General features: G+C 60.7%; 16 protein-coding genes and 4 pseudogenes. 6 read left to right on the plus strand and 14 right to left on the minus strand.

Going from position 1 to position 22,262, the window contains the following annotated elements:
* Nucleotides 1-180: 180 nt before the first annotated feature.
* Nucleotides 181-1,623, minus strand: coding sequence for a sensor histidine kinase (locus ACZ9H4_RS24755; RefSeq protein WP_408325485.1), 1,443 nt, complete (start codon nt 1,621-1,623; stop codon nt 181-183).
* Nucleotides 1,624-1,798: 175 nt separating this feature from the next.
* Nucleotides 1,799-2,320, minus strand: coding sequence for a hypothetical protein (locus ACZ9H4_RS24760; RefSeq protein ID WP_408325482.1), 522 nt, complete (start codon nt 2,318-2,320; stop codon nt 1,799-1,801).
* A gap of 633 nt (nt 2,321-2,953) precedes the next feature.
* Here ACZ9H4_RS24760 and ACZ9H4_RS24765 point away from each other — a divergent pair.
* The 3 genes from ACZ9H4_RS24765 to ACZ9H4_RS24775 are packed head-to-tail and all read left to right on the plus strand — an operon-like array spanning nt 2,954 to nt 5,571.
* Nucleotides 2,954-4,507 (plus strand): patatin-like phospholipase family protein, encoded by a 1,554-nt coding sequence (locus ACZ9H4_RS24765; protein ID WP_408325479.1) that lies wholly within the window; start codon nt 2,954-2,956, stop codon nt 4,505-4,507.
* Nucleotides 4,508-4,522: 15 nt separating this feature from the next.
* Nucleotides 4,523-5,005, plus strand: coding sequence for a transporter substrate-binding domain-containing protein (locus tag ACZ9H4_RS24770; RefSeq protein ID WP_476121443.1), 483 nt, complete (start codon nt 4,523-4,525; stop codon nt 5,003-5,005).
* Complete coding sequence (locus ACZ9H4_RS24775) at nt 5,005-5,571, plus strand: ion channel (RefSeq protein ID WP_476121445.1); 567 nt, start codon at nt 5,005-5,007, stop codon at nt 5,569-5,571. Before ACZ9H4_RS24770 ends, ACZ9H4_RS24775 begins: the two co-directional genes overlap by 1 nt.
* A 253-nt stretch (nt 5,572-5,824) precedes the next feature.
* Here ACZ9H4_RS24775 and ACZ9H4_RS24780 read toward each other — a convergent pair whose 3' ends face one another.
* The 6 genes and pseudogenes from ACZ9H4_RS24780 to ACZ9H4_RS24805 all read right to left on the minus strand — a co-directional run bounded on the left by ACZ9H4_RS24780 (nt 5,825) and on the right by ACZ9H4_RS24805 (nt 10,534).
* Nucleotides 5,825-6,316, minus strand: coding sequence for a hypothetical protein (locus ACZ9H4_RS24780; RefSeq protein ID WP_408156155.1), 492 nt, complete (start codon nt 6,314-6,316; stop codon nt 5,825-5,827).
* 14 nt (nt 6,317-6,330) lie between these two features.
* Nucleotides 6,331-7,854: pseudogene (gene tnpC, locus ACZ9H4_RS24785) on the minus strand (IS66 family transposase).
* Nucleotides 7,855-7,920: 66 nt separating this feature from the next.
* A complete protein-coding gene (gene tnpB, locus ACZ9H4_RS24790) occupies nt 7,921-8,268 on the minus strand; it encodes an IS66 family insertion sequence element accessory protein TnpB (RefSeq protein ID WP_408325474.1) in 348 nt (115 codons plus the stop codon).
* Entirely contained in the window at nt 8,262-8,678 is a 417-nt protein-coding gene (tnpA, locus tag ACZ9H4_RS24795) for an IS66 family insertion sequence element accessory protein TnpA (RefSeq protein WP_408150721.1), read from the minus strand. The genes tnpB and tnpA overlap by 7 nt, the downstream gene beginning before the upstream one ends.
* 24 nt (nt 8,679-8,702) lie before the next feature.
* Nucleotides 8,703-9,404, minus strand: a complete 702-nt coding sequence (locus ACZ9H4_RS24800; protein ID WP_476121448.1) for an HAD family hydrolase — start codon at nt 9,402-9,404, stop codon at nt 8,703-8,705.
* Nucleotides 9,389-10,534 carry an HAD-IC family P-type ATPase gene (locus ACZ9H4_RS24805; protein WP_408325470.1) on the minus strand — a complete coding sequence of 382 codons (1,146 nt, stop codon included), beginning with the start codon at nt 10,532-10,534 and terminating at the stop codon, nt 9,389-9,391. Before ACZ9H4_RS24805 ends, ACZ9H4_RS24800 begins: the two co-directional genes overlap by 16 nt.
* A 220-nt stretch (nt 10,535-10,754) precedes the next feature.
* Here ACZ9H4_RS24805 and ACZ9H4_RS24810 point away from each other — a divergent pair, with 220 nt between their 5' ends.
* Nucleotides 10,755-11,834, plus strand: coding sequence for an AI-2E family transporter (locus ACZ9H4_RS24810; RefSeq protein WP_476121451.1), 1,080 nt, complete (start codon nt 10,755-10,757; stop codon nt 11,832-11,834).
* Nucleotides 11,835-12,063: 229 nt separating this feature from the next.
* Here the strand turns inward: ACZ9H4_RS24810 and ACZ9H4_RS24815 are convergent.
* Both ACZ9H4_RS24815 and ACZ9H4_RS24820 read right to left on the minus strand, forming a co-directional pair.
* Nucleotides 12,064-12,423: pseudogene (locus ACZ9H4_RS24815) on the minus strand (universal stress protein); the annotation flags it as partial.
* 77 nt (nt 12,424-12,500) lie between these two features.
* Nucleotides 12,501-12,798: pseudogene (locus tag ACZ9H4_RS24820) on the minus strand (ATP-binding protein); the annotation flags it as partial.
* A gap of 1,159 nt (nt 12,799-13,957) precedes the next feature.
* Here ACZ9H4_RS24820 and ACZ9H4_RS24825 point away from each other — a divergent pair.
* Nucleotides 13,958-14,967 (plus strand): annotated as a pseudogene (locus ACZ9H4_RS24825) (tyrosine-type recombinase/integrase); the annotation flags it as partial.
* A gap of 114 nt (nt 14,968-15,081) precedes the next feature.
* On the opposite strand, the gene ACZ9H4_RS24830 reads toward ACZ9H4_RS24825, so the two are convergent.
* The 3 genes from ACZ9H4_RS24830 to ACZ9H4_RS24840 are packed head-to-tail and all read right to left on the minus strand — an operon-like array spanning nt 15,082 to nt 18,527.
* Nucleotides 15,082-15,888 (minus strand): sulfite exporter TauE/SafE family protein, encoded by an 807-nt coding sequence (locus tag ACZ9H4_RS24830; RefSeq protein ID WP_408150727.1) that lies wholly within the window; start codon nt 15,886-15,888, stop codon nt 15,082-15,084.
* Nucleotides 15,889-15,921: 33 nt separating this feature from the next.
* Entirely contained in the window at nt 15,922-17,589 is a 1,668-nt protein-coding gene (locus ACZ9H4_RS24835; protein ID WP_408150729.1) for a bifunctional protein tyrosine phosphatase family protein/NAD(P)/FAD-dependent oxidoreductase, read from the minus strand.
* Between the two features lie 38 nt (nt 17,590-17,627).
* Nucleotides 17,628-18,527: an MBL fold metallo-hydrolase gene (locus ACZ9H4_RS24840; RefSeq protein ID WP_408325465.1), complete on the minus strand. Its 900-nt coding sequence runs from the start codon at nt 18,525-18,527 to the stop codon at nt 17,628-17,630.
* 287 nt (nt 18,528-18,814) lie between these two features.
* On the opposite strand from ACZ9H4_RS24840, the gene ACZ9H4_RS24845 reads away from it, so the two are divergent.
* Nucleotides 18,815-20,167, plus strand: a complete 1,353-nt coding sequence (locus ACZ9H4_RS24845; protein ID WP_408150737.1) for a sigma-54 interaction domain-containing protein — start codon at nt 18,815-18,817, stop codon at nt 20,165-20,167.
* Nucleotides 20,168-20,594: 427 nt separating this feature from the next.
* On the opposite strand, the gene ACZ9H4_RS24850 is transcribed toward ACZ9H4_RS24845, so the two are convergent.
* The gene (locus ACZ9H4_RS24850) at nt 20,595-21,365 is read right to left on the minus strand and encodes a DUF3047 domain-containing protein (RefSeq protein ID WP_476121454.1); all 771 of its coding nucleotides are present in this window, start codon (nt 21,363-21,365) and stop codon (nt 20,595-20,597) included.
* Nucleotides 21,366-22,262: the final 897 nt, after the last annotated feature.

Genomic DNA, 22,262 nt, shown 5'->3' on the forward strand with positions numbered 1-22,262 from the left:
GTGCGCCCGATGACACCCAAATAATCCATGGAAAAATCCCATCGCTTGACTCCGGCCAAAATATCTCAATGGACAATAAATAAGGCAAGGTCGGCCAACCCGGATTGATCTGGAGCAAACGAAATCACAGCCACCTCACGTGGACGCCCGCGCCTTAAACCCGGCTCCCTGCCTGGGTCATCATGTCCGTCGCTCGCGGCTTATCTGCGAGGTGCCGCCTGACGGCAACGTGACGTGGAAAGCTGCGCCTTTGCCCGGGTTGTTTTCTGCCCAAAGACGCCCGCCATGTGCGGTCACGATGCTACGACTGATCGAGAGGCCTAGCCCGAGCCCCTGAGGTTTCGTCGTGTAAAACGATCTGAATATCTGGTCCATGTTGCCAAGCGTCAAACCTTGACCATAATCCTTCACGGTAATGCGCACGCCGCCACCCGGTTCTCCGCACACGGTTGTTTCAACCGCGCGTTCGGCTATGCCACACTCCTTGACGGCGTCACAGGCGTTCAACAGCAGGTTGAGCACGACCTGCTCAAGCTGGATCTTGTCGCCGCAAACGTTCGCAAGATTTCTGGCGATGTCGAAGCTAATTCGAATACCACGGACCAGCGCATCGTTACGTACCAGCAAGGCGACATCGTGCACCACATCTCCGAGGTCCAGAAGTTTCAGCTCAATATCCCCTTTTCTGATGAACATACGGATCTTCTGAATAACCTCGCTCGCCCGACAACTATCCGCGACGATATCTTTCAACGCTTCACGCAACTCGTTCGCATCGGCCATCCCTGATTCGATGAAGCGCTGTGCCGCCTGCGCATTGCTCAAAATGGCTGCGAGCGGCTGGTTCATTTCATGAGCAAGCGCGCCCCCAAGTTCTCCCAACGATGAAACGCGCGCGAGATGAGCGAGTTCCGTCAGGTTCTGTTCGGCTTCGCCGCACGCGCTGCGATCCGATATCGTCGCGATCCGCAAGACCTGGCCACATACGTTGGATCGAACTATGGTGGCTTCCGCGAAAAAGCCGCTGCCATTACGCCGCCTGGCAAGCAGTAACTTGTTCGTCGCGCCCGGTGGGCCGTTGATGGAAGAACGACTTTCGTTGACCGCGGGCCACCCTTCCCACTCGCCGAGCATCGGAAACAGAATGTCGAACGATGCGCCGAGCAGTTCTTCTGTCCTGTACCCGAATAGCTGTGTAGTCATCGAGGTTGCAAAGAGGATCCTGTCCCGCTGGTCAATCACAATAACTGGGAGCGGCAGTATCTCCAGCGCGTCCCGTAATTGCACCCTCATGTCGAACATGCGTTGCTTTTCCCGGTCACGTCCACGCAGCCATGCAGCACGTGACCACCATTTTGGCGGGGAATCCACGAGATCACGTTCGCCGGGCACAGAATGCCTGAAGGGCAACCCAGCGTTCAGATGTGCAGACTGTAGCGGTGCTCCGCCAACTGCATGCAGAAATGGACCGGTTCCGTTACAGTCCGGGTCAGAGATGCCTGGAACGACATGAACATCTGGTGGAGGATTCAGCGGATGGCGAAATCTTTGTATATGCCGCTCGATTGTGGCACCCGCCATGTCCGTCACGCGGCTCCTTCTCCACGAGGTCAGGTCAATCATCGAAATCTCCCGATCAGCATTCAGCCCACCGTGAGCCGTCATCGTCAATGTGACTGAACTACTGGTTTGAACATCCCTTCGTCGAATCAATGCTAAACGCGCGCCGACGATCCGCCCGCCATATGCCGTGTCCGATGGATGAAGCGTGGGACGTCCGCGCTCTCACGCCTTGCTCTTATTTGGTCGGCGCAGGCGGTCCCATCCAGTACTGCTGATTCCACATCATGTTGTTCATCATCTGCTGTTGCATGTCCAGGTACTGGTCGGTCATGTATTGGCGTCGCCGAACCTGCTCCGGAGTCAGGTTCGAATAATAGTCGCCCATGCGTCCCCAACCACCGCCCATCATTCCCGGGCCCATCATTCCACCCCCGCCCGTCATCCCTCGACCGCCCATCATGCCGGGCCCCCATAGTCGATGCATGGCGGTCATAGCGCTTTGCATTGTTGCACGGTGCTGCTGTAACAGCCTTTGTCGCTCCTGCGTGTCCTGCGTCTTGCGGATCAGGGCCATCTGCGCCTGCATCGATTTCATCAGTTCCTGGACGTGGGCCAATTGCCGATCAAATTCAGCGACGTTGGGCGCGGCAGCAGAACTCGCTTCTTTCGTCTGCGAAGCCTGAGCCGCCGCTACTAGCGGCACCCACTGTCCAGTGAAGGCAAGTCCGGTGGCGATTGCAACGATCAAATTCTTCATGGCCAATCTCCTGACGTCGTTCGATAGATCGAATAGCGACTTCCCTGCTTGATAGAAGCATCGACGCCGTTGGCCTCAACGTACTTGATCTAGATCAGGGCGGTGCGATCCCAGCCACGGTTCAGATCAGCTGCGCCCGGACGATTTCAACAAACGGCTGCCTTCATCGATGGAATCCGCCCCACGCTTGAGTCGGTGAATCGGTCCTGCACCTGAACCCGAACGGCTAGCGATCCTTCAGCGCACGTTAAGAATGATGTTCGTGCAGTGCGCAAGCGCGATGGCTGCAACCGCACTTGTCAGCAGCCGTCCTGAAGTGCGGTATTCATCGCGCCGAGTGCGAGCGGCGCCGACGCGAGTTACGCCGCTGAGGATGTCATCGTGGCGGAAGTACGTCCGATGACACAACAAAGACTGGACGGAACAATCGTCGCGAGTCCCGCCCGAGTCGCCCACGTCTGCGCGGTATGTCGGCCGGGCCGCCCCGTACGAATGAACGGGTTGACTCAAGTCAACGTCCACCGGTCCGTGCGGCGTCTAATGACTGATGACGTCGCCGCAGAGTCGTCTCGTGCAGATTCTGAATGGTACTTGCGCCAGTGTGTCTGTATGGATTGCTGAGGAGGTCCCTTGATGCGATTGCCAAACACGACATCGCTGGCGTTTTTACTGTTGCTCCTGTTCGGCGGCTGCGCGACCCGAGCAGTCAACCCACCGATTACCCACGTAGATCCGGCTGCAGGCTATCGGTTAGCGACGCGCCCGCAGTATTCGACGGACAACGAGAACCTCGTGATCCTTGCCTTTTCGGGTGGCGGCACACGCGCTGCGGCGTTCTCGTATGGCGTCCTCGAGTTCCTGCGCAATACTGAAGTCGTTGGACCGAGAGGCAACAGGGCGCGCCTGCTCGACAATGTCAGCATCATTTCTGGCGTGTCCGGTGGAAGCTTTACAGCGCTGGCCTACGGGCTCTACGGTGACAAACTGTTCGACGATTACGAGCAGAGCTTTCTAAAGCGCAATCTGCAGGGCGAAATCACGTGGCGCACGCTTAACCCAGCTCGCTGGCCGTCGCTCTGGTCGCGGAGCTGGGGCCGGTCTGAGCTGGCCGCCGACCTATACGACGAGATCCTGTTCAAAGGCGCGACGTTTGGCGACCTCAATCGCGGCAAAGGCCCGCTTATCATCGCGTCGGCCACGGACATTTCTACAGGTACCAGCGTGTCTTTTGCACAGGGCACCTTCGATGTGCTCTGCTCTGATCTGAGCGCGGTACGTCTTTCGCGTGCCGCGGCCGCATCGTCTGCGGTACCCGTGGTGCTGTCGCCTGTTACGCTAAACAATTATGGCGGCACTTGTGGCTACGAACCTCCTGCATGGATGCAGCCGTTTGTCGGTACTGGCAACCCGCCACGGCCTGCCGCACGCACCACTCGCCATATGACGGAACAGGCGACGTTCGAAGACAGCGCCAGCCGGCCATACATCCACCTCGTGGACGGCGGCATTTCAGACAATCTTGGGATGCGCAGCGTGCTGGATGCGCTGGAAATCATGGAAACGCTGTATTCAATCGATCAGCCCACGCCATTCGATCACATACACAGGATTGTCGTCTTCGTCGTCAATTCACTGTCCTCGCCCAAGACCCAATGGGACAAATCGGAATCCCCGCCGGGAACGGTCCCGATTCTGCTGAAAGCCGCAGGCGTTCCGATTGACCATTACTCATACGAAGCAACTGAACTGTTGAAGGACACCGAGGCCCATTGGGAATCCATGCGCCAGCTTCGGGCGTCGCCCGCATTTAACGGGAGTAAAGATACTCAGGTGGCCGCCGATTTGCGTACACCGGACGTTACAATCTACACCATCGACGTGTCGTTCAACCGGCTCACGGACAAGGCGGAACAGGACTATCTGAACGAACTGCCTACGTCGTTCTCACTCCCGCCCGAGGCCGTCGACCGCCTGCGGGCCGCTGCAACAACAATCATCAAGGCGTCGCCGGAGTTCCAGCGGCTGTTGCGGGACGTCGGAGCGAAAGTCGTCGCACAGCCGCCGCGCGGGGGCTTGGAAGCAGGGCCCCCCTACGAAATAACACGCGGAAGCAGCCGGACCGTTGCGACGATGCCCTGCAGGAAAGATGCCCAACAGGGCGAAGTAGTTGCCGGCAGACGAGGTTGAAGTAAAAAAAGAGGCATGTCAGTCATGATCAGCCGCTTGGCCTCGACGGTGTCGCTGGTGATGATGTTGATTTCCGGCGCATGGGCACAGCCTTTGGACCCGCCCGTGCGTGTCGTCACATTCGTTCTGCCACCGTTCGTGATGGAGCAAGGGGGGGCGCTGACCGGGTTCAGCATCGATCTCTGGAACGAAATCGCGGCAAGGGTGGGCGTCAAGACCAGCTATCAGATGACGCCCGACACCAAGGGCTTGTTCGATTCGTTGCGCTCGGGCAACGCTGATATCGCCGTGTCCGGTCTGTTCTACAGCAGGGAACGTGACCGGGAATTCGATTTCTCTTATCCGATCGTGGAGGTGGGCCTTCAGGTCATGGTGCGGGATACCGGGCAGACCGCGGCGGCGACCCCGTTACGGACCTTGCTGGCGTTGCTATTTTCGCGCACGAGCCTCACCTGGCTTGGCGTCGCGCTGGCGCTTATCGTAGCCTCGCCCACTTGATGTGGATCTTCGAACGTGCGCAGAAGGACGACACCATTTCCGGACGAAAATATTATCCCGGCATCCTCCGTACGATGTACTGGGCCACCACGACCATGCTGACACAGGGAGACGAAAGTCCGCGTCCATGGCCCGGCCGGATGCTCGCAGTTCTCTGGATGTTTGTCGGCATGGTCTACGTGGTGTTCTACACTGCGCAGCTGACGACGACGCTGACCGTGCAGGAGATTCGAGGCGCCATCAATGGACCGGAAGATTTACCCGGCAAGCGGGTTGCCACGCTCCTCGGTGGCACTCCGCTTGCTTATCTCCAGGAACACAACGCAGTGGTGCAGGAGTTTTCGCAAACCAGCGACGAGTATCAAGCTTTGCTGGATGGGAAGGTGGACGCCATTGTCCAGGGCTCGGCAGGTCTGGACTACTATTCAGCCCACGAGGGAAAGGGCCTGGTGAAGATAGCCTGGCGAGCCTTGCGTCCTTTTGCGGACGATCCCATCGCTCCTGGCAACCCACGCACGCGCTCCATCAACGTCCGGTTCAACCGTTCAATATGGCCACCAAAATGAGGCTTACCGACTGGACGATACATGAGGTCAATGCCGTATTCACGACACCCGCTGCGGAGCGCCCTGCTCTTGAACTCAGCTGCGTTATCGAGATGCAGGACACGCGGAATGCCTCGCATGGGCCAGTCTGCGTAAGCGACTCGGCCCGACCGTTTTCGCGTTCGCGCGCGCGTCGGGCATGATGGTGATGGTGTGTCGGAGTCCGTGTAGATCAGTATCCGTCAGCGGAACCCGTATTGACGGTATCGCGCGGTTAGATGTCGACAATCTTTCGCAGCAAGGCGTACGAGACCCGCCAATGCCCTTCCGAATCATTAACAGCGATGGAGGCGGTTTTTGCGTTGAGCCTGACGATGATGCCGACTCGCTCGCTCAGATGTTTGTCGGTGAAACCAACGGTGTCGCCAACGAAGAATTCCTCACGTTGTGCTCGCGGTGGCGGCGACGGAGGCGCGTGAGTCGGACCGCGCGCAGTGTCAGGGATAACCGCCGCGTATAGTACCGACCAACACTGACGGCTCTGGTTGTCCTGAATCACCGCCTGGGTTTGCCGCAGCTCCACCACCGTTCCGTGCGAAGGTGGTGCGAGCGGATCGCCCCCGATATAGCTGACCTCCATTCCCAAGTGCAAGCGTTGACGTACTTCGAGAATACGACGCGGGTCGTCCAGCATTTTGCCGATGGCGAGATAGAGGCGATACAACTCGGCGCTGGGCGCCTGCCGAAGCGAGTCGAGAATGTCCATGAATGTGTAGGCGTTTAACGGGCGAGCGGCAACAGTTCGTGCACGCGATTGACAGGATACGACGGCAACTTCTCAAGTGTGTCCTTGAGCCATGCATAGGGTTCGAAGGCATTCAGTCGAGCCGTGCCGAGCAGCGAGTACATCGTGGCGGCGGCCCTGGCGCCACGCGGCGAGCCCGCGAATGTCCAGTTGGCTCTCCCCAGGGCGATAGGGCGAATTTGACGCTCGAGAGCATTGTTATCAGGCAGCAGGATACCGCTCTCGGTGTAACGAACGAGCGCCGGCCAATGACGTAACGCATAGCCGAACGCCTTTGCGAGCGGCGCCTGAGCTGGCAAACCGATGACGTTGCCTTCCAGCCATTGCCGGAACTGTGCGAGCACCGGCAGCGCCTCGGCTTGCCGCGCCGCATATTTGAGATCAGGTGTCTGGTCCCGGATCCGCGACTCGATCGCATACAGTCGGGCGATCCACTCCAGCGCCTGCGCCGCAAGTCCAGGTTTGCTCTGCGCCTTCGCGAATTCGAAGAAGCGTCGGCGGCAATGGGCCCAACATCCGACCTCGACGATGTCTCCGGTTTCGTAGAGTGCGCCATGTCCACTGTACGCGTCCGCCTGCAGGTAACCTTTGTACTTCTGCAGGTACCGCAGCGGATGCGAACCGGAGCGCGATTCCGCGAACTCGAACACGACCGCCGGCGGGTGGTCGACCCAGACACCGTTCTCCTCGCGTTGGCCGGCGCCAGGATAGCCTCATAATCGCGCGGTGCGCGTCGCCGTGCGACCCTTCTCGAGCAACGGCAGCGTCGTGTCATCTAGGTGCATGCGGGCGGCCTGCAACTGGTGAGCCCGAAGCGGTGGCAGCAGCACTTCGAGCAGTTCGGCTGCCGCCAGCTTCCATTCGCACAGCGTTGCTCGGGGCAGATGCACACCTCGTCGTGCATAGCGCATCTCCTGCCGGTTCAAAGGCAGGTGATCGACGTAGGTGTTGACCAGGATGTTAGCCAGCAGGCTCGCGCTCGCATTGCTCTTCGGCAGCGGCGAGGGCTGGGCACCCGCGGCCACGATGGTCGACTCACCATCCTTCTTCGCCGCGTACTTGAAACGGATATGTTCAATGACGGTGAGCCTCGACGGCTCGTAGTGCAGCGTCTCGCTGCGTTCCTCGCCGATACGCTCGAGCGAATCGAATGCGGCCTTCTGTTCGTCGCTCAGATCATATTCAACGCGCTTGCGTGGCAGATCCTTCGGCAGCGCTGGACGGCCCTTGCGGGTGTGGCCCGCGACCGGAATCTGCGCCTGCTCAGGAAGAGTGGGCAACTCCGTGGCGGCATCGAACAGTTCCGCCTGGCCCATCAGCCGCCCGGAACTGACGCCGAAGCGCGCGCGGTTCGCCTGGGCAATCCGGTGCTGCAGCGCTTCCAGCTGCTCCCACAGCACGCATGCCAGCCGGTTCTGTTCGAGCGCGAAGGCTTGCAGCGCGTCGGGCTCGACCGGCAATTCCGCGACAGTGATGGCGGTGGGCGGCATGGCTATCATGACGCCCAACTCGCGCTACGTTTACAAGCTCGGGGGAGCGTTGTATCTGCGCAGGCGACAGCGCGTTCAGCTCACGCGCGTCACCGCGACGGCGCGATGCGGCTCGCGTGCCGGGATCTCAATACCTTCGAGCCAGGCGTTGAGTTCGGCGAGCGTGAAGCCGCGTTGCGCGAGCGCCAACGGGGATGGAAAGCGGCCCCGTTCAAGGCGCTTGTACCAGAGCGCGAAACCGGTGCGATCCCAGTATAGGCATTTGACTTTCGAGCGGTCCCGGCCGACGAACACGAACAGATTGCCCGAGACAGGGTTCTGGGCAAGCAGTGGCTCGACCAGATACGACAGGCCGTCGATGGATTTGCGCATGTCGACCGGCTCACGGCAGATATACGCACGAACACCGGCTGCGATCAGCACCGGCTACCTCCGAGCTGTCCGAGCACGAAACGCACGATGCGCTCGGCATGAGCACCGGTCAGCTCGATGCGAACACCGGCGAGCGACAACGTCACCCGATCACGCGAAGATGACAAAGCGTCCGCCGTCGACGGTGGCGCAGGAGTGGCTGGTGCGGTGTCCGGATGGGAAACGATAAATGCCGCGTCGGGGGTGACCGCGAGCGGGTGCGCGCCTGCTCGTGCCTCGCCAGAGAGCTTCTTGCGCCACAGGCCGAAGGTACTGACGGCGAGCCCCTGCTCACGACAGAAACGTCGAAGGCCCAGTCCGCTTGTGGTCCATGCCATGACCATCTCGCGCCAGAATGCTTCGCCTTGCCGGGGGCGTCGGGTGCCCGTCGGTACAGCCGTCTCTCCCGTAGCGTCGTCCATCGCCGTGCTCCGTTGTTACGATGGCTACCCCTTCGCACCGGGCTTGCGTGCGTTCAAGACGGGATGCGCTGACGGATACACCTGCGCGACCAGAGCTTCATGCGTGAGGCGACTGAGTTCGCGGCCGGTCAACACGGTGTCCTCGGGGACGAGGATGCCGAGTTCGCGAGCGATAGCGCACGCGGTTACGGGATGATCCCCCGTAACCATTACGGGAATGATTCCTGCGGATTTGCAGGCCTTAACCGCCTGCCGGACGTCGGGCCGCGGGGGATCACGCATGCCAGCCAGGCCAAGCAGAGTGAGACCGCATTCGACTTCTTCGATATTGTGACCGGCAGGCAGGCTGTCCCACTTCCGGCTCGCAACGGCGAGTACACGAAGACCACTCTCCGCCATCGCCTCAGCAGCCGCCAGCACCCGTTCGTGGTCCACGGCGACTATACCGTGATCCAAGAGGCATGCGCTGCAACGTTCAACGACTGTCTCCGGTGCGCCCTTCGTGTAGGCAATGAATCCCGTTCCGTTGCGGTGAATCGTCGTCATCCGCTTGCGATCGGAGTCAAACGGGAACTCCAGTGAACGCGGGTCCGTGACTTCGAGCGCGCTCTTGTCGAAGCCAGCGTCATCGGCCGCTCTCCACAACGCAACCTCGGTCGGATCGCCAGCGACCTCCCCGCCCGCAGCACGGCTAACGTTGTTGCATAACGTCAATGCCTCCAGCAAGCATCTCGTAGCGGCCTTTTTGTATCGAACGATGCGATTGGAAACCGCACGCCATCAGCGTAGAGTTCAGTTGTGCGCATCTCGTTCAAGGTCAATGTGCCGGTCTTGTCGGTGCAGATCCAGCTCACGGATCCCAGGGTTTCGACCGCAGGCAAACGTCGCACCAGGGCGTTGTGTCGTGCCATATTGCGCGCACCAAGGGCAAGCATCGCGGTCACCACTGCGGGTAAAGCTTCAGGGATAGCGGCGACAGCAAGACTCAGGCTCGTGAGAAGCATGAGCAGCACTGGCTCGCCACGCAGCACACCCGTCGCAAAGATGATCGCGCAGATCACAAGAATCATCGTAGCCAGTCGGCGCCCAAACTCTGCAAGACGCTTTTGCAGCGGCGTCTGGACTGCAGGTGCCGTTTCGAGCACCCCGGCAATCTTGCCGAGTTCGGTGGCCATGCCGGTAGCAACGGCAATCCCTCGTGCTCGACCGTAGGTGACAACAGTGCCCTTGAAAGCCATGTTTGTCCGGTCGGCGAGTTGTAGCGAAGCGTCGTCAAGCGACGCGGTGCCCTTCTCTACCGGCACCGACTCCCCAGTGAGAACCGCTTCGGCGATCTTCAGCCCGGACGCCTCGGCAAGACGAAGATCGACGGGAACGGTAGAACCGGTATCCAGCAAAACGACGTCGCCCTGCACAATGCCCGATGCCGGGGCCGTTTGACATTCGCCTTCGCGAATGACTGTCGCCTGCAGCCTGGCGAGTTGTGCGAGCGACGCCATCACGCGCTCGGCGCGATAGTCCTGGATGAAGCCGACTGTGGCGTTAAGCAATACGATCGAGATGATCACGAGCGCGTCCGCGGCCTCGCCGATCAGGCCCGACACGAGAGCCGCAGCCAACAGAGCGACGATCATGAAGTCCTTGAACTGACAGATCAGCATGTCAAGGACGCTCCGGCGCCGCTGCTCACGAATTTCGTTCGGCCCGTCTCTGGCGAGGCGCCGGTCCGCCTCTGCCAGTGTCAGACCATAATCGCTATCGGTGCCCGGTTGCATGGCGACGGTCGCGACCTGCATTGCGTGCCATTTGTCGAAACCTTCTGCCTCAGGGCTAATCGTGCGCGTCGGAGTCAACATGGACCGATCCTTCTGTGAGAGTCGACGAACGTCGCAGGGAAGATGTACGCGGCAAGTGCCAGTATCGGTGAAGGTAAGACTCGCTGATTGACCTTTGTCAACCAGTCACGTGCGGGTAGGGGCGAATCATATGGTCTCCTGCCTCGCATCTGGAGCATTGTTTCGGCCTGCGATCACTGCCCAGATACAGAAAGACCGAATCCACCAACGGGAGCGTTCAATGCCATCGGGAAAGCATGTCGTGCTAGCACTGCTTCTGGCTGGTCTGGTAGCTTTGGGGTTCCTGGTTCTGCGCCCTTTTCTAGTTCCGGTCGCGTGGGCGCTGATTATTTCGTATGTCACCTGGCCCGCCTACAGCCGTTTGCGACGCTTGCTCCGCGAAAGCGCGGGGACTAGCGCGCTGCTGATGACCCTTCTCCTGACGTGTGCGTGCATACTGCCAGTCCTCTGGCTGATGAAGCCGTTGACGGAAGATCTAAGGGACGCCAGCCGGGCTATCGTCGCCTACTTCTCCGATCGTCCTCGCGACTTACCCGATTTTCTGGCGCGCATCCCCTGGATCGGGTCCTCGTTGCAGGCGTTTCTCGATCATGTGGAGATTGATCCCCCTGCCATTCGCTCCCATCTCTCAGGATGGGCGAATCGCTGGACAAGCGAAATCGGTGACATCCTCGGAAGTGCGGCCCGAAACGCCACAAAGCTGGGGTTTGCTCTCGTGACGCTGTTTTTTGCGTACCGCGATGGAGAAAGTCTCCTGAATCAGATACGGCAGGCTTTGCGGCCTTTCCTCGGTGAGCGCCTTGACGACTATCTCACCGCGATCGGCAGCATGACCCGATCCGTCGTCTACGGCATTGTGCTGACAGCGATCGCGCAGGCAGTCTTGGCGGGGCTGGGTTACTGGGCCGCAGGCGTAGCTGCGCCCGTCACTCTGGCAGGGATCACTGCTCTCGTAGCATTGATTCCTTTTGGCACGCCATTGGTATGGGTACCGGTGGCAGTCGGACTTCTATTTGCAGGCCGCACGGTGGCCGGAGTCGGATTATTGCTATGGGGAATGCTGGTCATAAGCTGGGTAGACAATCTGATAAGGCCGTTTGTCATTAGCAGCAGCGCACGCATTCCATTTCTGCTCGTCATGTTTGGGGTGCTTGGGGGACTCGCCGCATTCGGTCTGATCGGGTTGTTCCTTGGGCCCGCGATACTGGCTGTTCTGATGGCGCTGTGGCGCGAATGGCAGACAGAGGCGGCACGGCAACAGCTGCGGCAACCGGTTCAACGCAATGACACCCCCAAGTAATGGATTGCCGGTGGTCGGGCACGAGTTTATCGAATCGGAACATGCGTACAATCATTTCACCCAATGTTGCGCCACGACCGAAGCCTGCTTCATGCTTGGATTGGGCGGACGAGCAACACCGGTACATGGGTGATACGCAGTACGCGGCTCGCCACGCTACCCAGCAGCAGCGCGAGAGACCACGTCGACCGTGTGTGCCCACCACGACCAGATCGGCATTCCAATGATCGGCTTCCCTCACGATGGCGTGGGGTACATCGTCGCCGGTCCTTTCCGTGTTGATCATCGCGGATTCCACCTCGATTCGTAATCCGGCAAGCAACTCCGCTGCCGCCGCAAGCGCTGCGTTGCTCTCTTTGACAAGTGCATCTTGAAACAAAGGAAGCGGCACGAAATCGCTCATCGACACCGCCTGATCAAGAATGTTTACGATGCGCAAGGATGTCTGTTTCGTGGCGAGTTTTAAACCGTATTGAAGGGCATGCTGCGATGGAGCGCTACCGTCGACGGCGAAGAGCATTCGCTTGGGACCGCCGCAGACATCTCTTTCATAGGAAGCTGGAACAACCAGAATGGCACATGGGCACATTCGCGCGAGACGCTCAGAGACTGTTCCTTCCAGCCAACGTAGTAGCCGACGGTGCTGTCGGGTGCCAACGACGAGGCGTCCGGACAATACCCCGGAGCATCCCTGAGTTCGCTATCCTTGAGCACGATCTCGACGGCCCGCGCAAACGATTCCATAGGTATTTCGAGACGGCCAGGCTGGGTCGCCTTGTGGTGCGCGGCCTCGAAGGCATTCCAGAGTAGAGTCAGTATCGCTGACAAGTCGATAACCTGCATCGAACGCCTGTGGCAGGTAAGACCTCGTGAAGCTCCACTGCGTGCCCTCCGGATAGGCTGTCTGGTCGTACCCGTTCAGACACGTGGCGACATTTTCGGCATTGCGGATGCCATGGAAGGCACGGAAGCCGTATAGCCGCCCATCGGCATGCAGCGAGAGCGCCCTGTTGAGAAGCCGGTAGAACTGTCTGCGGTTGACTCCAGTTGCGGCCTCAATACTTCCGACAGGCTCATCTGTGGCATAACGCTCAATGGCGTCGATATGCCTCTGGACGCGACTGCGCCCGGCGGCGTCGAGCTTTGTCCATGCGATTGTGGGCCACGAGGTGAGATCCAGCGTCTGAAATTCGGTTCCGCGGCAGCTCATAATGGGGCCTGTATTGCAACGAAGCGCGTCAGAAACGACAGGCTTTCAGTGTGTAACTCTAGCGCCTGGATGCGACCGCGATGCAGCAGTTCGAAAACGGCCGCCCGGACGAGTGATGGATCGCCCGTGGAGAATTCACGCTCTATGGTAATCAGCGATTGGGGCGACGCGACAAGCCGCTCGTGCGCTGGTGCGCATGGCAGCGATTCTCGCTGAACATTTGGTATCACGCTGTGGTGACCAAGGGGCGCGCAATGCCAGCAATATCAGAATGCCGGGTGATGCCACCTCGCGGAGCACCCTCAAGAAGGGACTCTCGCAACACCTTGGCGGGAATCTGCAGCCTGCGTCGTAGGCACCTTAGATCCCAAACATCGCGCATCGGCTCCAGGCCCTCGTACCGGTCTATGTCAACCTTCATCAACTGGATCAGGGTGTGCGCACAGCCGATCCGTCGCGGGTGTTGTTTCCGATAGTAGTGCCAGGCATTCATGGATGTCATGACGTTGTCCAGAAATCTACGACGCAGCGTTGCCGGTCGACTGCCATGAGGCCAGGCCGCTCACAGAATGCCTTTGCAACAGGATCCGCTTCGAGCATCAGCCATGCTTCGAAAGCGCTGCGCCTTTATAGCGTCAGATGTCGCCCCAGTTTCGGACTGAACACGCCATAACGGTGCGCGCCGCGAGGGCGAGTCAGCGTGAGCGGCTCGAAACTTCGCGGAACGCCGACCATGCGGGCCTCCTGCCTGAGGATTTCATGGTCTAGGACGAACGTGAGTTGACGAAATTAATGCGCACTGATGCGAATTGACAACTTTTCTTCGCTGCGGGACGAAGTAAATGCGTCAACTCGGAGGCTCACGCCCCGTCCCAGCGGGCAGTGGCTAGTGACAATATTACTTCGCTCTACGGTCGCCGACAAAAAGACCACCTTCGAGAATTACCGCAAGGAAGCTGAACGGCTGCTGCTATGGGCGATCGTGCAGCTGGGCAAACCGCTGTCGTTGCTCACGCACGAAGACCTGCAACTGTTCCGGCAATTCCTGCAGGACCCGCAGCCGCGCCCACACTGGGTCGCGGAAGGCGGCCGCAAATTCCCGCGCCATGATCCGCGCTGGCGTCCCTTCTACGGCGCGCTCGCCGCAAGCAGCCAGCGTCAGGCGATGGTGATAATCAACGCGCTGTTTGCTTGGCTGGTCGAAGCAGGCTATCTGGCTGGCAATCCGCTGTCGCTGTCCCGGCAGCGCACCCGCCGCACGAAGCCGCGCATCACGCGCTATCTCGACCGCGAGCTATGGCAGGAAGTGAAGCTCCATATCGACACCCACGCGAGCGCGAGCGTTACCTGCGCGCACGGTGGCTGTTCACGCTCTTCTATCTCGGCGGTCTGCGTATCTCCGAGGTCAGCGGCAACACGATGGGATGCTTCTTCTGCCGGCGCGATGCCGATGGCCATGAGCGCTGGTGGCTCGAAGTGATGGGCAAAGGCGACAAGGAAGGGCTCGTGCCAGTCTCCGCGGAAATGATGGTCGAACTCGGGCGCTAGCGGCTCGAGTGCGGCCTGTCCGCCCTGCCGTCAAGGCACGAAGACACGCCACTCGTGCTGCCGCTGGGCAAATCGATGAAGCCGCTCACACGCGCCGCACTGCACACAATCGTCAAGGGCATCTTTGCCGGCGCGGCCGAAGGGCTCCGGTTGCGTGGCGACGGGTTCAAGGGACAGGCCGATCTGCTCGATCACGCGTCCGCACACTGGTTGCGCCACACCGCAGGCTCCCACATGGCCGACGGCGGCACCGATCTGCGGACAGTTCGCGACAACCTGCGTCACGCGTCGCTGACGAGCACCAACCCCTACCTTCACACACCCGACGAAGAGCGCCACCGGGAGACCGAAGAAAAGCACCGGAGCGACTGGTGAAGTCTCGCCCGGACCGTTAGTGACGGGACGCGGCGATCCGGAAATGGGTAGCGACCACGCTTATTTTGTAGCGCAACGGTTACCAAAGTGGTATGCGATGGACGGGCACGATGGTCAATTACCCAGTGCAGCTTTTGCCATCAGCCCGAGCGCCACGCAGATCAACACGCCTGCGAACCCTACCTGTACGTGCTGCGCAGAGAGACGGTGCGAGGCCAACCGCCCGGCCACCATGCCGGCCGCTGTCGTCAGGCTGAACAACAGTGTCAGGTCGAGCGGCAGCGGCGCGCCGTGCAGGACCGTCGCAACGATACCGCCGACGCCGACCAGCGCAATCACCATCAGCGATGTAGCGACGATGCCATGCATCGAGACGTTGGTCACTTTGCGCAGCATGGGCACGATGATGAAGCCGCCGCCCACGCCGAGGAGCCCGGTCATCAATCCGGTCAGCGCGCCGGTTGCCGCGAGTGCGACCCCGGTGGTCCACGACCAGATCAGCCGTCCGGTGGCAGGGTTGATATGGCCGACGCAAAACCGTGACTCCGCGTGGTCCGGACGCCCGCGCCGCGAAGCCTGCGACAGCAGCCTCCCCGCCACCACCAGCATGACGGCGGCAAACAGCGCAATTAACACGCGTTGCGGTAATGCGTGCGCGAGGCGCACGCCGACCGAGGTCAGCGGCACACCCGCTGCGGCCATGAACAGCGCAGCTCGGTAGCGGACGAGCCGCCGCCGGAATGCTTCGAGCGCACCGATCGCAGCGCTGCCTGCCACGGCAACCAGCGCAACCGGCGTCGCCTGCTGCATCGGCCAGCCCATGCCGGCCACCAGTGCCGGAACTGCGAGGATGCCGCCACCAGCGCCGGTCAGGCCGAGCACCGCCCCAACGATGGCGCCGAGGATAAGTGAAGTTAGCATGAGGAATCCGATAGGTTGTGAGCCACCGCTGCGTTAGCCCACGAGTTCAGGCTGCGCCATCCACTCGCGCCCCTTGAGCATCCCCTGCCAGTAAAGCGGCGGCAGGATGCGCTCCTTCAGCAACCACGCGAGTCGCGACGGGCGCTTGCCGTCGATCAGCCAGGTCGGCAGCGTCGGCGCGACCTTGCCGCCATAGAGGAATTCCGCGAGCACGATCTTGCCGCGTTCGACGGTCAGCGGGCATGATCCATAACCGTCGTATGCTGCCTCGCCCGGGACCTTCCCGAGGGCGGCAAGCACGTTGTGGGCGACAACGGGTGCCTGCTTGCGCGCGGCGGCGGCGGTTTTCGCATTTGGCGGGTTCGCGGCATCGCCGAGCGCGAAGACGTTTGAGAAGGTCTTGTGGCGCAGCGTCGCCTGGTCGACGTCGACCCAGCCAGCCTTATCGGCCAGCGGACTGACGCGGATGAAGTCCGGTGCCTTCTGTGGCGGCACCACGTGGATCATGTCAAACTCACTGGTCACCGATTCCACGCTGCCGTTCTCGAGTGTGCGCCTGAAAGTCGCGCGCCTGGCCGGCCCGTCTATCGCACTCAGGTTGAAACCGAAGTTCAGCGCGATGTCGTAACGCCTGACGTACTCCATCAATGCCGGGACATAGTCGGCCACGCCGAACAACACAGCCCCGGCATTGAAGAACTGGACATCTATCTGCTCGAGCCGGCCTGAACGCCGCCAGTGATCCGAGGACAGATACATCGCCTTTTGCGGCGCCCCGGCGCATTTGATCGGCATCGGCGGCTGGGTGAACAGCGCGCGGCCACCTCTGAGCTCGCGCACGAGCTGCCAGGTATAGGGAGCAAGGTCGTAGCGATAGTTGGACGTCACGCCGTTCTGGCCAAGAGTTTCCGGCAACCCGTCGATAGCATGCCAGTCCAGCTTCAGTCCCGGACAAACGATGAGCTGCCTGTAGCTCACCACCCGGCATCCTTCGAGAACAACCGAATTCTTTTCCGGCTCAAACGCAGCCACCGCGGCCTTGATCCAGTGCACCTTGCGCGGGAGCACGGCGGCCATCTCGCGGGCGGTGGTCTCGGGATCGAACACACCGGCTCCGACCATGGTCCAACCTGGCTGGTAATAGTGGACGTCGGCCGGGTCGATGATGGCGATGTCGAGGTTGCGGTCGCGCGCGAGCAGGCTCGCGGCTGCCGCCACGCCGGCGGCGCCTGCGCCGATGATCACAATGTCGTGACTGGCCACGGCGACTTCGACGGGCACCTTGCCGCCGTTGGCGATACGCCGCGCCAGCGCGGACAGATCATAGCCTGCTGCATTGGCAGCGGCGACGATGTCCGGCAACGCCCGGCGGGGCGCTTCGGACAGCGCCCACAGCGTCGCGGCGCGCATCCCGGTGCGGCAATAGGCGAGCACCGGCTTCGGCAGTGCCTGCATCAGTTCGCCGAACTGCGCAGCCTCGTCATCGCCGACCTTCCCGGACTCGATTGGCAGGTAGCGGGTCTCGATACCCTGTTCACGGGCCGCCGCCTCGATCTCGCTAAAGTTGGGCTGGTCGGAACCTTCGCCGTCGGGGCGATTGCAGACGACGGCGCGAAAGCCAGCGTCCGCGATCGCATGCAGGTCGGATGCGGCAATCTGTTGTGATACCGCCAGTTCAGCCGTCAGTTTCTTGATGTCCATCGACTTCTCCAGTCGCTTCTGCTAACCAGGTGCAACGCTCAGATTGCGTTGAGGGGAATCTTTAAATACGGCACGCCGTTATCTTCCGGATCGGGCATATGTCCGGCGCGCATGTTGACCTGCACCGACGGCAGCATCAGCACCGGCATGTCGAGCGTCGCGTCGCGTGCCGTGCGCATCGCAACGAAGGATTCCTCACTGATACCTTTACGTACATGGACGTTGTGTTCGCGTTCTTCGGCTACCGTGCTGACAAACTGTAAAGGCCGGCCGCCGAGCTGATAGTCGTGGCACATGTACAGCTTCGTGTCCGCCGGCAGGCTCAACACCTTGTTGATTGACCGGTAGAGCGTACGGGCGTCGCCGCCGGGAAAGTCACAACGCGCGGTGCCGTAGTCGGGCGCGAACAGCGTGTCCCCAACAAAAGCCGCGGTCTGCGCCCCATCGCTGACCACATAGGTCATGCAAGCCGGCGTATGGCCCGGGGTATGGATGGCGCAGGCCTGCAACGCTCCGACTGCGAATCCTTCCCCATCGGCGAGCAGGTGATCGAACTGGCTGCCATCGTGTGCAAATCGCGCGCCGACGTTGAAGAGCCTGCCGAACACGTCCTGCACGCGCGTCACATGCGCGCCGATCGCGATTTTTCCGCCGAGCCTTTCCTTGAGGTAAGGCGCGGCAGACAGATGGTCGGCGTGCACGTGAGTTTCGAGAAGCCACTGCACCTTCGCGCCCAGCTCGTGAACGCGAGCGACAAGCTTGTCGGCTGACGTCGTGCAGGTACGGCCTGCCTTCGGGTCGTAGTCGAGAACGCTATCGATCAGTGCACAGTCGCCCGTGCGGACATCGAGCAAAAGGTAACTAATCGTCGAGGTACCGGGGTCGAAGAAACCTTCGACCTGCATGGGGCTCGTGGTATTCAACATCATCTCCTCCATCAAACGGTTCTTCCAATGCGCCAGGATCGACCCTTTGATACAAGAACCGGGCCATCACGCGCCCATTTGATATTGAGTCACATATGACGTTGATTTTTAACAATATTTTTAATCTGCCATGCTGGGCAGCAGATTCGCAGACGGACCACCGGGACCGAATACTGCCACTTCTGGCAGTCCGGTGGCAGTGGTGGCAGTAGTCGCAGTGCAGCGGTATAGTGAGGTTTCCTGGAGTCGCTGCCGTGAAATCCCCCAAGTCATTTATCCCCATTACGCCCCTCGTCACGATGCCGGACGAGTCACCTCAGGCGCCGGATGTCGACGCCCTCGTGTCTTATCTGGAGCACGACGTTCAACCGATGATCGTCCTCGATCCCCGGTATCGCATCCTTGCAGCCAACACCGCCTATCAACGTCAGTTCGGCGTTGCTAACCAGCCTCACGTTGGTCGCAAGTGCTACCAGGTCTCTCACCATTACGACGTACCTTGCGACCAGGCGGGTGAGCACTGTCCGATGAAGCGGGCATTTGAACTGCGCGGCCCCGACCGTGTGCTCCACATTCATCACACGCCTCGCGGACCTGAGCATGTCGATGTCGAGTTGCGGCCGATATTCAATGCGCAGCGGGAGGTCGTAGCTTACGTCGAGCGACTCTCCACTGTGCGCAGCGCGTCCGCCAAGCCGAGCGCGGAAGGTCTGGTCGGCCGCTCGATCGCGTTTAACGACGCAATCTCGGCATTGCATCGCGTAGCGCCCTCGATGCTGCCGGTCCTGCTGCTTGGCGAATCTGGAACCGGTAAGGAACTGTTCGCGCGCGCCCTACACGAGGCAAGCGAGCGCGCGCGACACCCTTTTGTCGTCGTCGACTGCTCGGGTATCACGGAGACCTTATTCGAAAGCGAACTCTTCGGCTATGAAAAGGGCGCATTCACGGGCGCAGCCGCGCGCAAACCCGGTCTGGTCGAAACCGCGCAAGGCGGAACGCTGTTTCTCGACGAAATCGGCGATGTGCCGCTGTCGATGCAGGTCAAGCTGCTCCGTCTGCTCGAATCAGGCACATTCCGCCGGGTCGGCGGAATCGAGACCTTGCGCGCCGATTTCCGGCTGGTGGCGGCGACGCACAAACCCATGCGTGACATGATCGGCGATGGCCGATTCCGCCAGGATCTCTACTACCGCATCAGCGCATTTCCGATTCATTTGCCGGCGGTGCGCGAGCGCCCCGACGACATCGCGCTACTCGTCGACTCGATACTGCAGCGTATTGGTAGAGCCCGAGGCGCGGCAGGCAGCACGTCAGGCCGTAAGTTCAGCGTGACGCCGGACGCTCTCGCGAGGCTCCATGCCTATTCCTGGCCCGGCAATATCCGGGAACTGCGCAACGTGCTCGACCGGGCGTGCCTGCTGGCCGACGACGGGGTGATCCGGGTCGAACATCTGCCGGATCACATGATGGAGAGGGAGTCGGCGAATCGGAGGAACAATTCGGGCTCAGCCTCGCTTTCGTCGCGCGGCGAGCTTACCGATCGTGAGCTTGCGCGGTTCGCACAGGAGTTCTCAGGGACCCGCGGCGCGCTTGCTCAACACCTTGGGATGAGCGAACGCACGCTGTATCGTCGACTAAAGACGCGAAGGTGACTGGGCGGGCGGCAAGTCGGGTCTCGATAGACGGTGGCAGCGGGGCAGGAAATGCCGGCGCCAACAATGACGTAACGATCATCGCGCTGCACCTCGGATATCCGAAAGAACGTCGGCGATCGCGTGCGAGCACATTTCCGATGCATGCTGGGCATCCCATCAGCCAGGATCCTCGATTTACGGGACACGGTCGCGCCGAAGTGACAAGCCTCGAACGCAAGATATTGCGGTGGATGTCTTATGTCGCCGCCGAACCGGCCAGCGGGCGGCGACATGACTGGCCGAGACTACCCGGTCGCCCTCGATGAGCAATGCCGTCGCAAAGCTGTCGTTGCCACAGGGAGAATGCTTGCGTACAGCGCAAGCATTGAAAGAGAGCCACTCGCATCGTACTGACGGACTCAGTTCGTTCGCCGCCATTGCGTTATCAAGGCCCGGGCAGGAACTCGACGTCTCCGTACCAGGCGCGCGTCGTAGTAGCGGTATTGTCGGTGTCGGTCAACAGCCCGTAGCCGTTGATTCGTCCTGGCGGTTCGTGAAAGACCCGTTCGTAGTCTTGCACGATATTGCGGCGCAGGCTTTGCCACTGACCCGCGTCGCCGGGCAGACCGGAGACCACGATCATCTGTACGCGATCGGTGTGAGGGTTGGCTATGACAGTGCCTGGCGCCGCGGTGGTCGACCAGATATACATAAGCGTGGCATAAGGCAGCTCTTCGCCGCCCAGGCGCTTCGCCAGATCCAGCTTGGCCCGGTCGAAAAACGATAGCTTGCTTTTGTCGCCGTCGAACAAGAACACCGGTCGCGTCGGCGCGTCTTCCTTTGATCCGACGCGGTTGTCGGCCCCCTCGATCGGTCCTTCTGCTTTCCAGCGCCACGCCACGACAGGTGTGCGGGCGAGGTCGATGTTGCCATTGTGCATCAGCGCAGACGCAGAGCGGTTCGCATCCGCCTGCAGGACGGCAGTCTGGCCTTCGTGAACGAGCGTGTATTGCGTCACGGGCTTGCCGTGTACGACCGGCAGGTTCTTCCAGCCTAATGGCAGTGGTGCGCCGCGCTCCATCGTGGAAAAGACAATCCCCGGCTTTTGGTCCTGAGCGCGGAGGGCTAGCGGCAACAGAAGGACCGCAATGCACAGGGCGCTGCAGACTGGTCGGGCTGTTTGTTTTCGCGCGCGATGGATCGAGGGAAAATACATGGCTGGTCGTATTGATCGTTTGGCTAGCAACCATTGTAGTCGGCTCGGCCGACGGCATTTTAGCGGGATCTCTTACACCGATGCTTACATGCTGTGAAGCGGAACCACGGGGCCGTCAATCTGACGCATAAGAGCCGCCACTGCCTACACGCGGCACCGCTACATTGATTACTTTTCGTTAGTTATACGTAATAATACGGTTGACGAGATGCGTAAGCAAAACCCATCGTCATCTCGATATAGCGGCACGGTCTATCCGGAGAGTGTCGCCGGCTGATCTCCTCGCAGCTGCGCGGGTGTGCATCGACAAGTCGCAGCGCATACTGTCGTGCATTGTGGCGAACAGGAACCTTGTTTCACCGTCTTTGCAGCGCGCGATCGAGCGCTTGCTGGTTCGTCCCCGGACGTTGCTTCAGATCGAGCGTGGGGACGCGGTTCTCGTCCGCACAGTCGGTGGGTCAGTATTCCGTGGAAATCAACACCCGGTGGGGCGATGCGAGTGGCTGTCCTTCATGTCCTTTGCCGATTATGGGCTTCGCGATCATTCGCTCGCTCGTCCGCCCGGGTAAGCCCCATTATCTGGTTTCTGTTCGTCAGGTCGTGACTGTGCCACGCGCTTCCTTCAGATCCCGCCTCACGACGAGGCCCTTGCGTTTCGCCAGTCCTTCACCACCACCAGGTTGCACAGGCGACTCGCACCCCAAGCTGTCGCGCGCATGCCCGGCAAAAAAAAAACCGCAGACGCGGCCCGAAAGTCGTAAAAGCTAGGGAAATCTGACTTGTGCCCCGAGGCTACTTTGCGGCACAAGGGCCGACAGTGAACGATGGTTCCGACGGTCGCCTTGTCTCCGCATTCTCCGACGCCATTGCATTGCCCAATAACATCGTGTCAATGCA

The sequence above is a fragment of the Paraburkholderia sp. TE9906 genome, from assembly GCF_056279605.1.

Excerpts from the sequence above, each read along its gene's own strand:
- ACZ9H4_RS24755 (WP_408325485.1), bottom strand. The coding sequence starts at position 1,623 with ATGATTGACCTGACCTCGTGGAGAAGGAGCCGCGTGACGGACATGGCG.
- ACZ9H4_RS24760 (WP_408325482.1), bottom strand. The coding sequence starts at position 2,320 with ATGAAGAATTTGATCGTTGCAATCGCCACCGGACTTGCCTTCACTGGA.
- ACZ9H4_RS24765 (WP_408325479.1), top strand. The coding sequence starts at position 2,954 with ATGCGATTGCCAAACACGACATCGCTGGCGTTTTTACTGTTGCTCCTG.
- ACZ9H4_RS24770 (WP_476121443.1), top strand. The coding sequence starts at position 4,523 with ATGTCAGTCATGATCAGCCGCTTGGCCTCGACGGTGTCGCTGGTGATG.
- ACZ9H4_RS24775 (WP_476121445.1), top strand. The coding sequence starts at position 5,005 with ATGTGGATCTTCGAACGTGCGCAGAAGGACGACACCATTTCCGGACGA.
- ACZ9H4_RS24780 (WP_408156155.1), bottom strand. The coding sequence starts at position 6,316 with ATGGACATTCTCGACTCGCTTCGGCAGGCGCCCAGCGCCGAGTTGTAT.
- tnpA (WP_408150721.1), bottom strand. The coding sequence starts at position 8,678 with ATGGACGACGCTACGGGAGAGACGGCTGTACCGACGGGCACCCGACGC.
- ACZ9H4_RS24805 (WP_408325470.1), bottom strand. The coding sequence starts at position 10,534 with ATGTTGACTCCGACGCGCACGATTAGCCCTGAGGCAGAAGGTTTCGAC.
- ACZ9H4_RS24810 (WP_476121451.1), top strand. The coding sequence starts at position 10,755 with ATGCCATCGGGAAAGCATGTCGTGCTAGCACTGCTTCTGGCTGGTCTG.
- ACZ9H4_RS24830 (WP_408150727.1), bottom strand. The coding sequence starts at position 15,888 with ATGCTAACTTCACTTATCCTCGGCGCCATCGTTGGGGCGGTGCTCGGC.
- ACZ9H4_RS24835 (WP_408150729.1), bottom strand. The coding sequence starts at position 17,589 with ATGGACATCAAGAAACTGACGGCTGAACTGGCGGTATCACAACAGATT.
- ACZ9H4_RS24840 (WP_408325465.1), bottom strand. The coding sequence starts at position 18,527 with ATGGAGGAGATGATGTTGAATACCACGAGCCCCATGCAGGTCGAAGGT.
- ACZ9H4_RS24845 (WP_408150737.1), top strand. The coding sequence starts at position 18,815 with ATGCCGGACGAGTCACCTCAGGCGCCGGATGTCGACGCCCTCGTGTCT.
- ACZ9H4_RS24850 (WP_476121454.1), bottom strand. The coding sequence starts at position 21,365 with ATGTATTTTCCCTCGATCCATCGCGCGCGAAAACAAACAGCCCGACCA.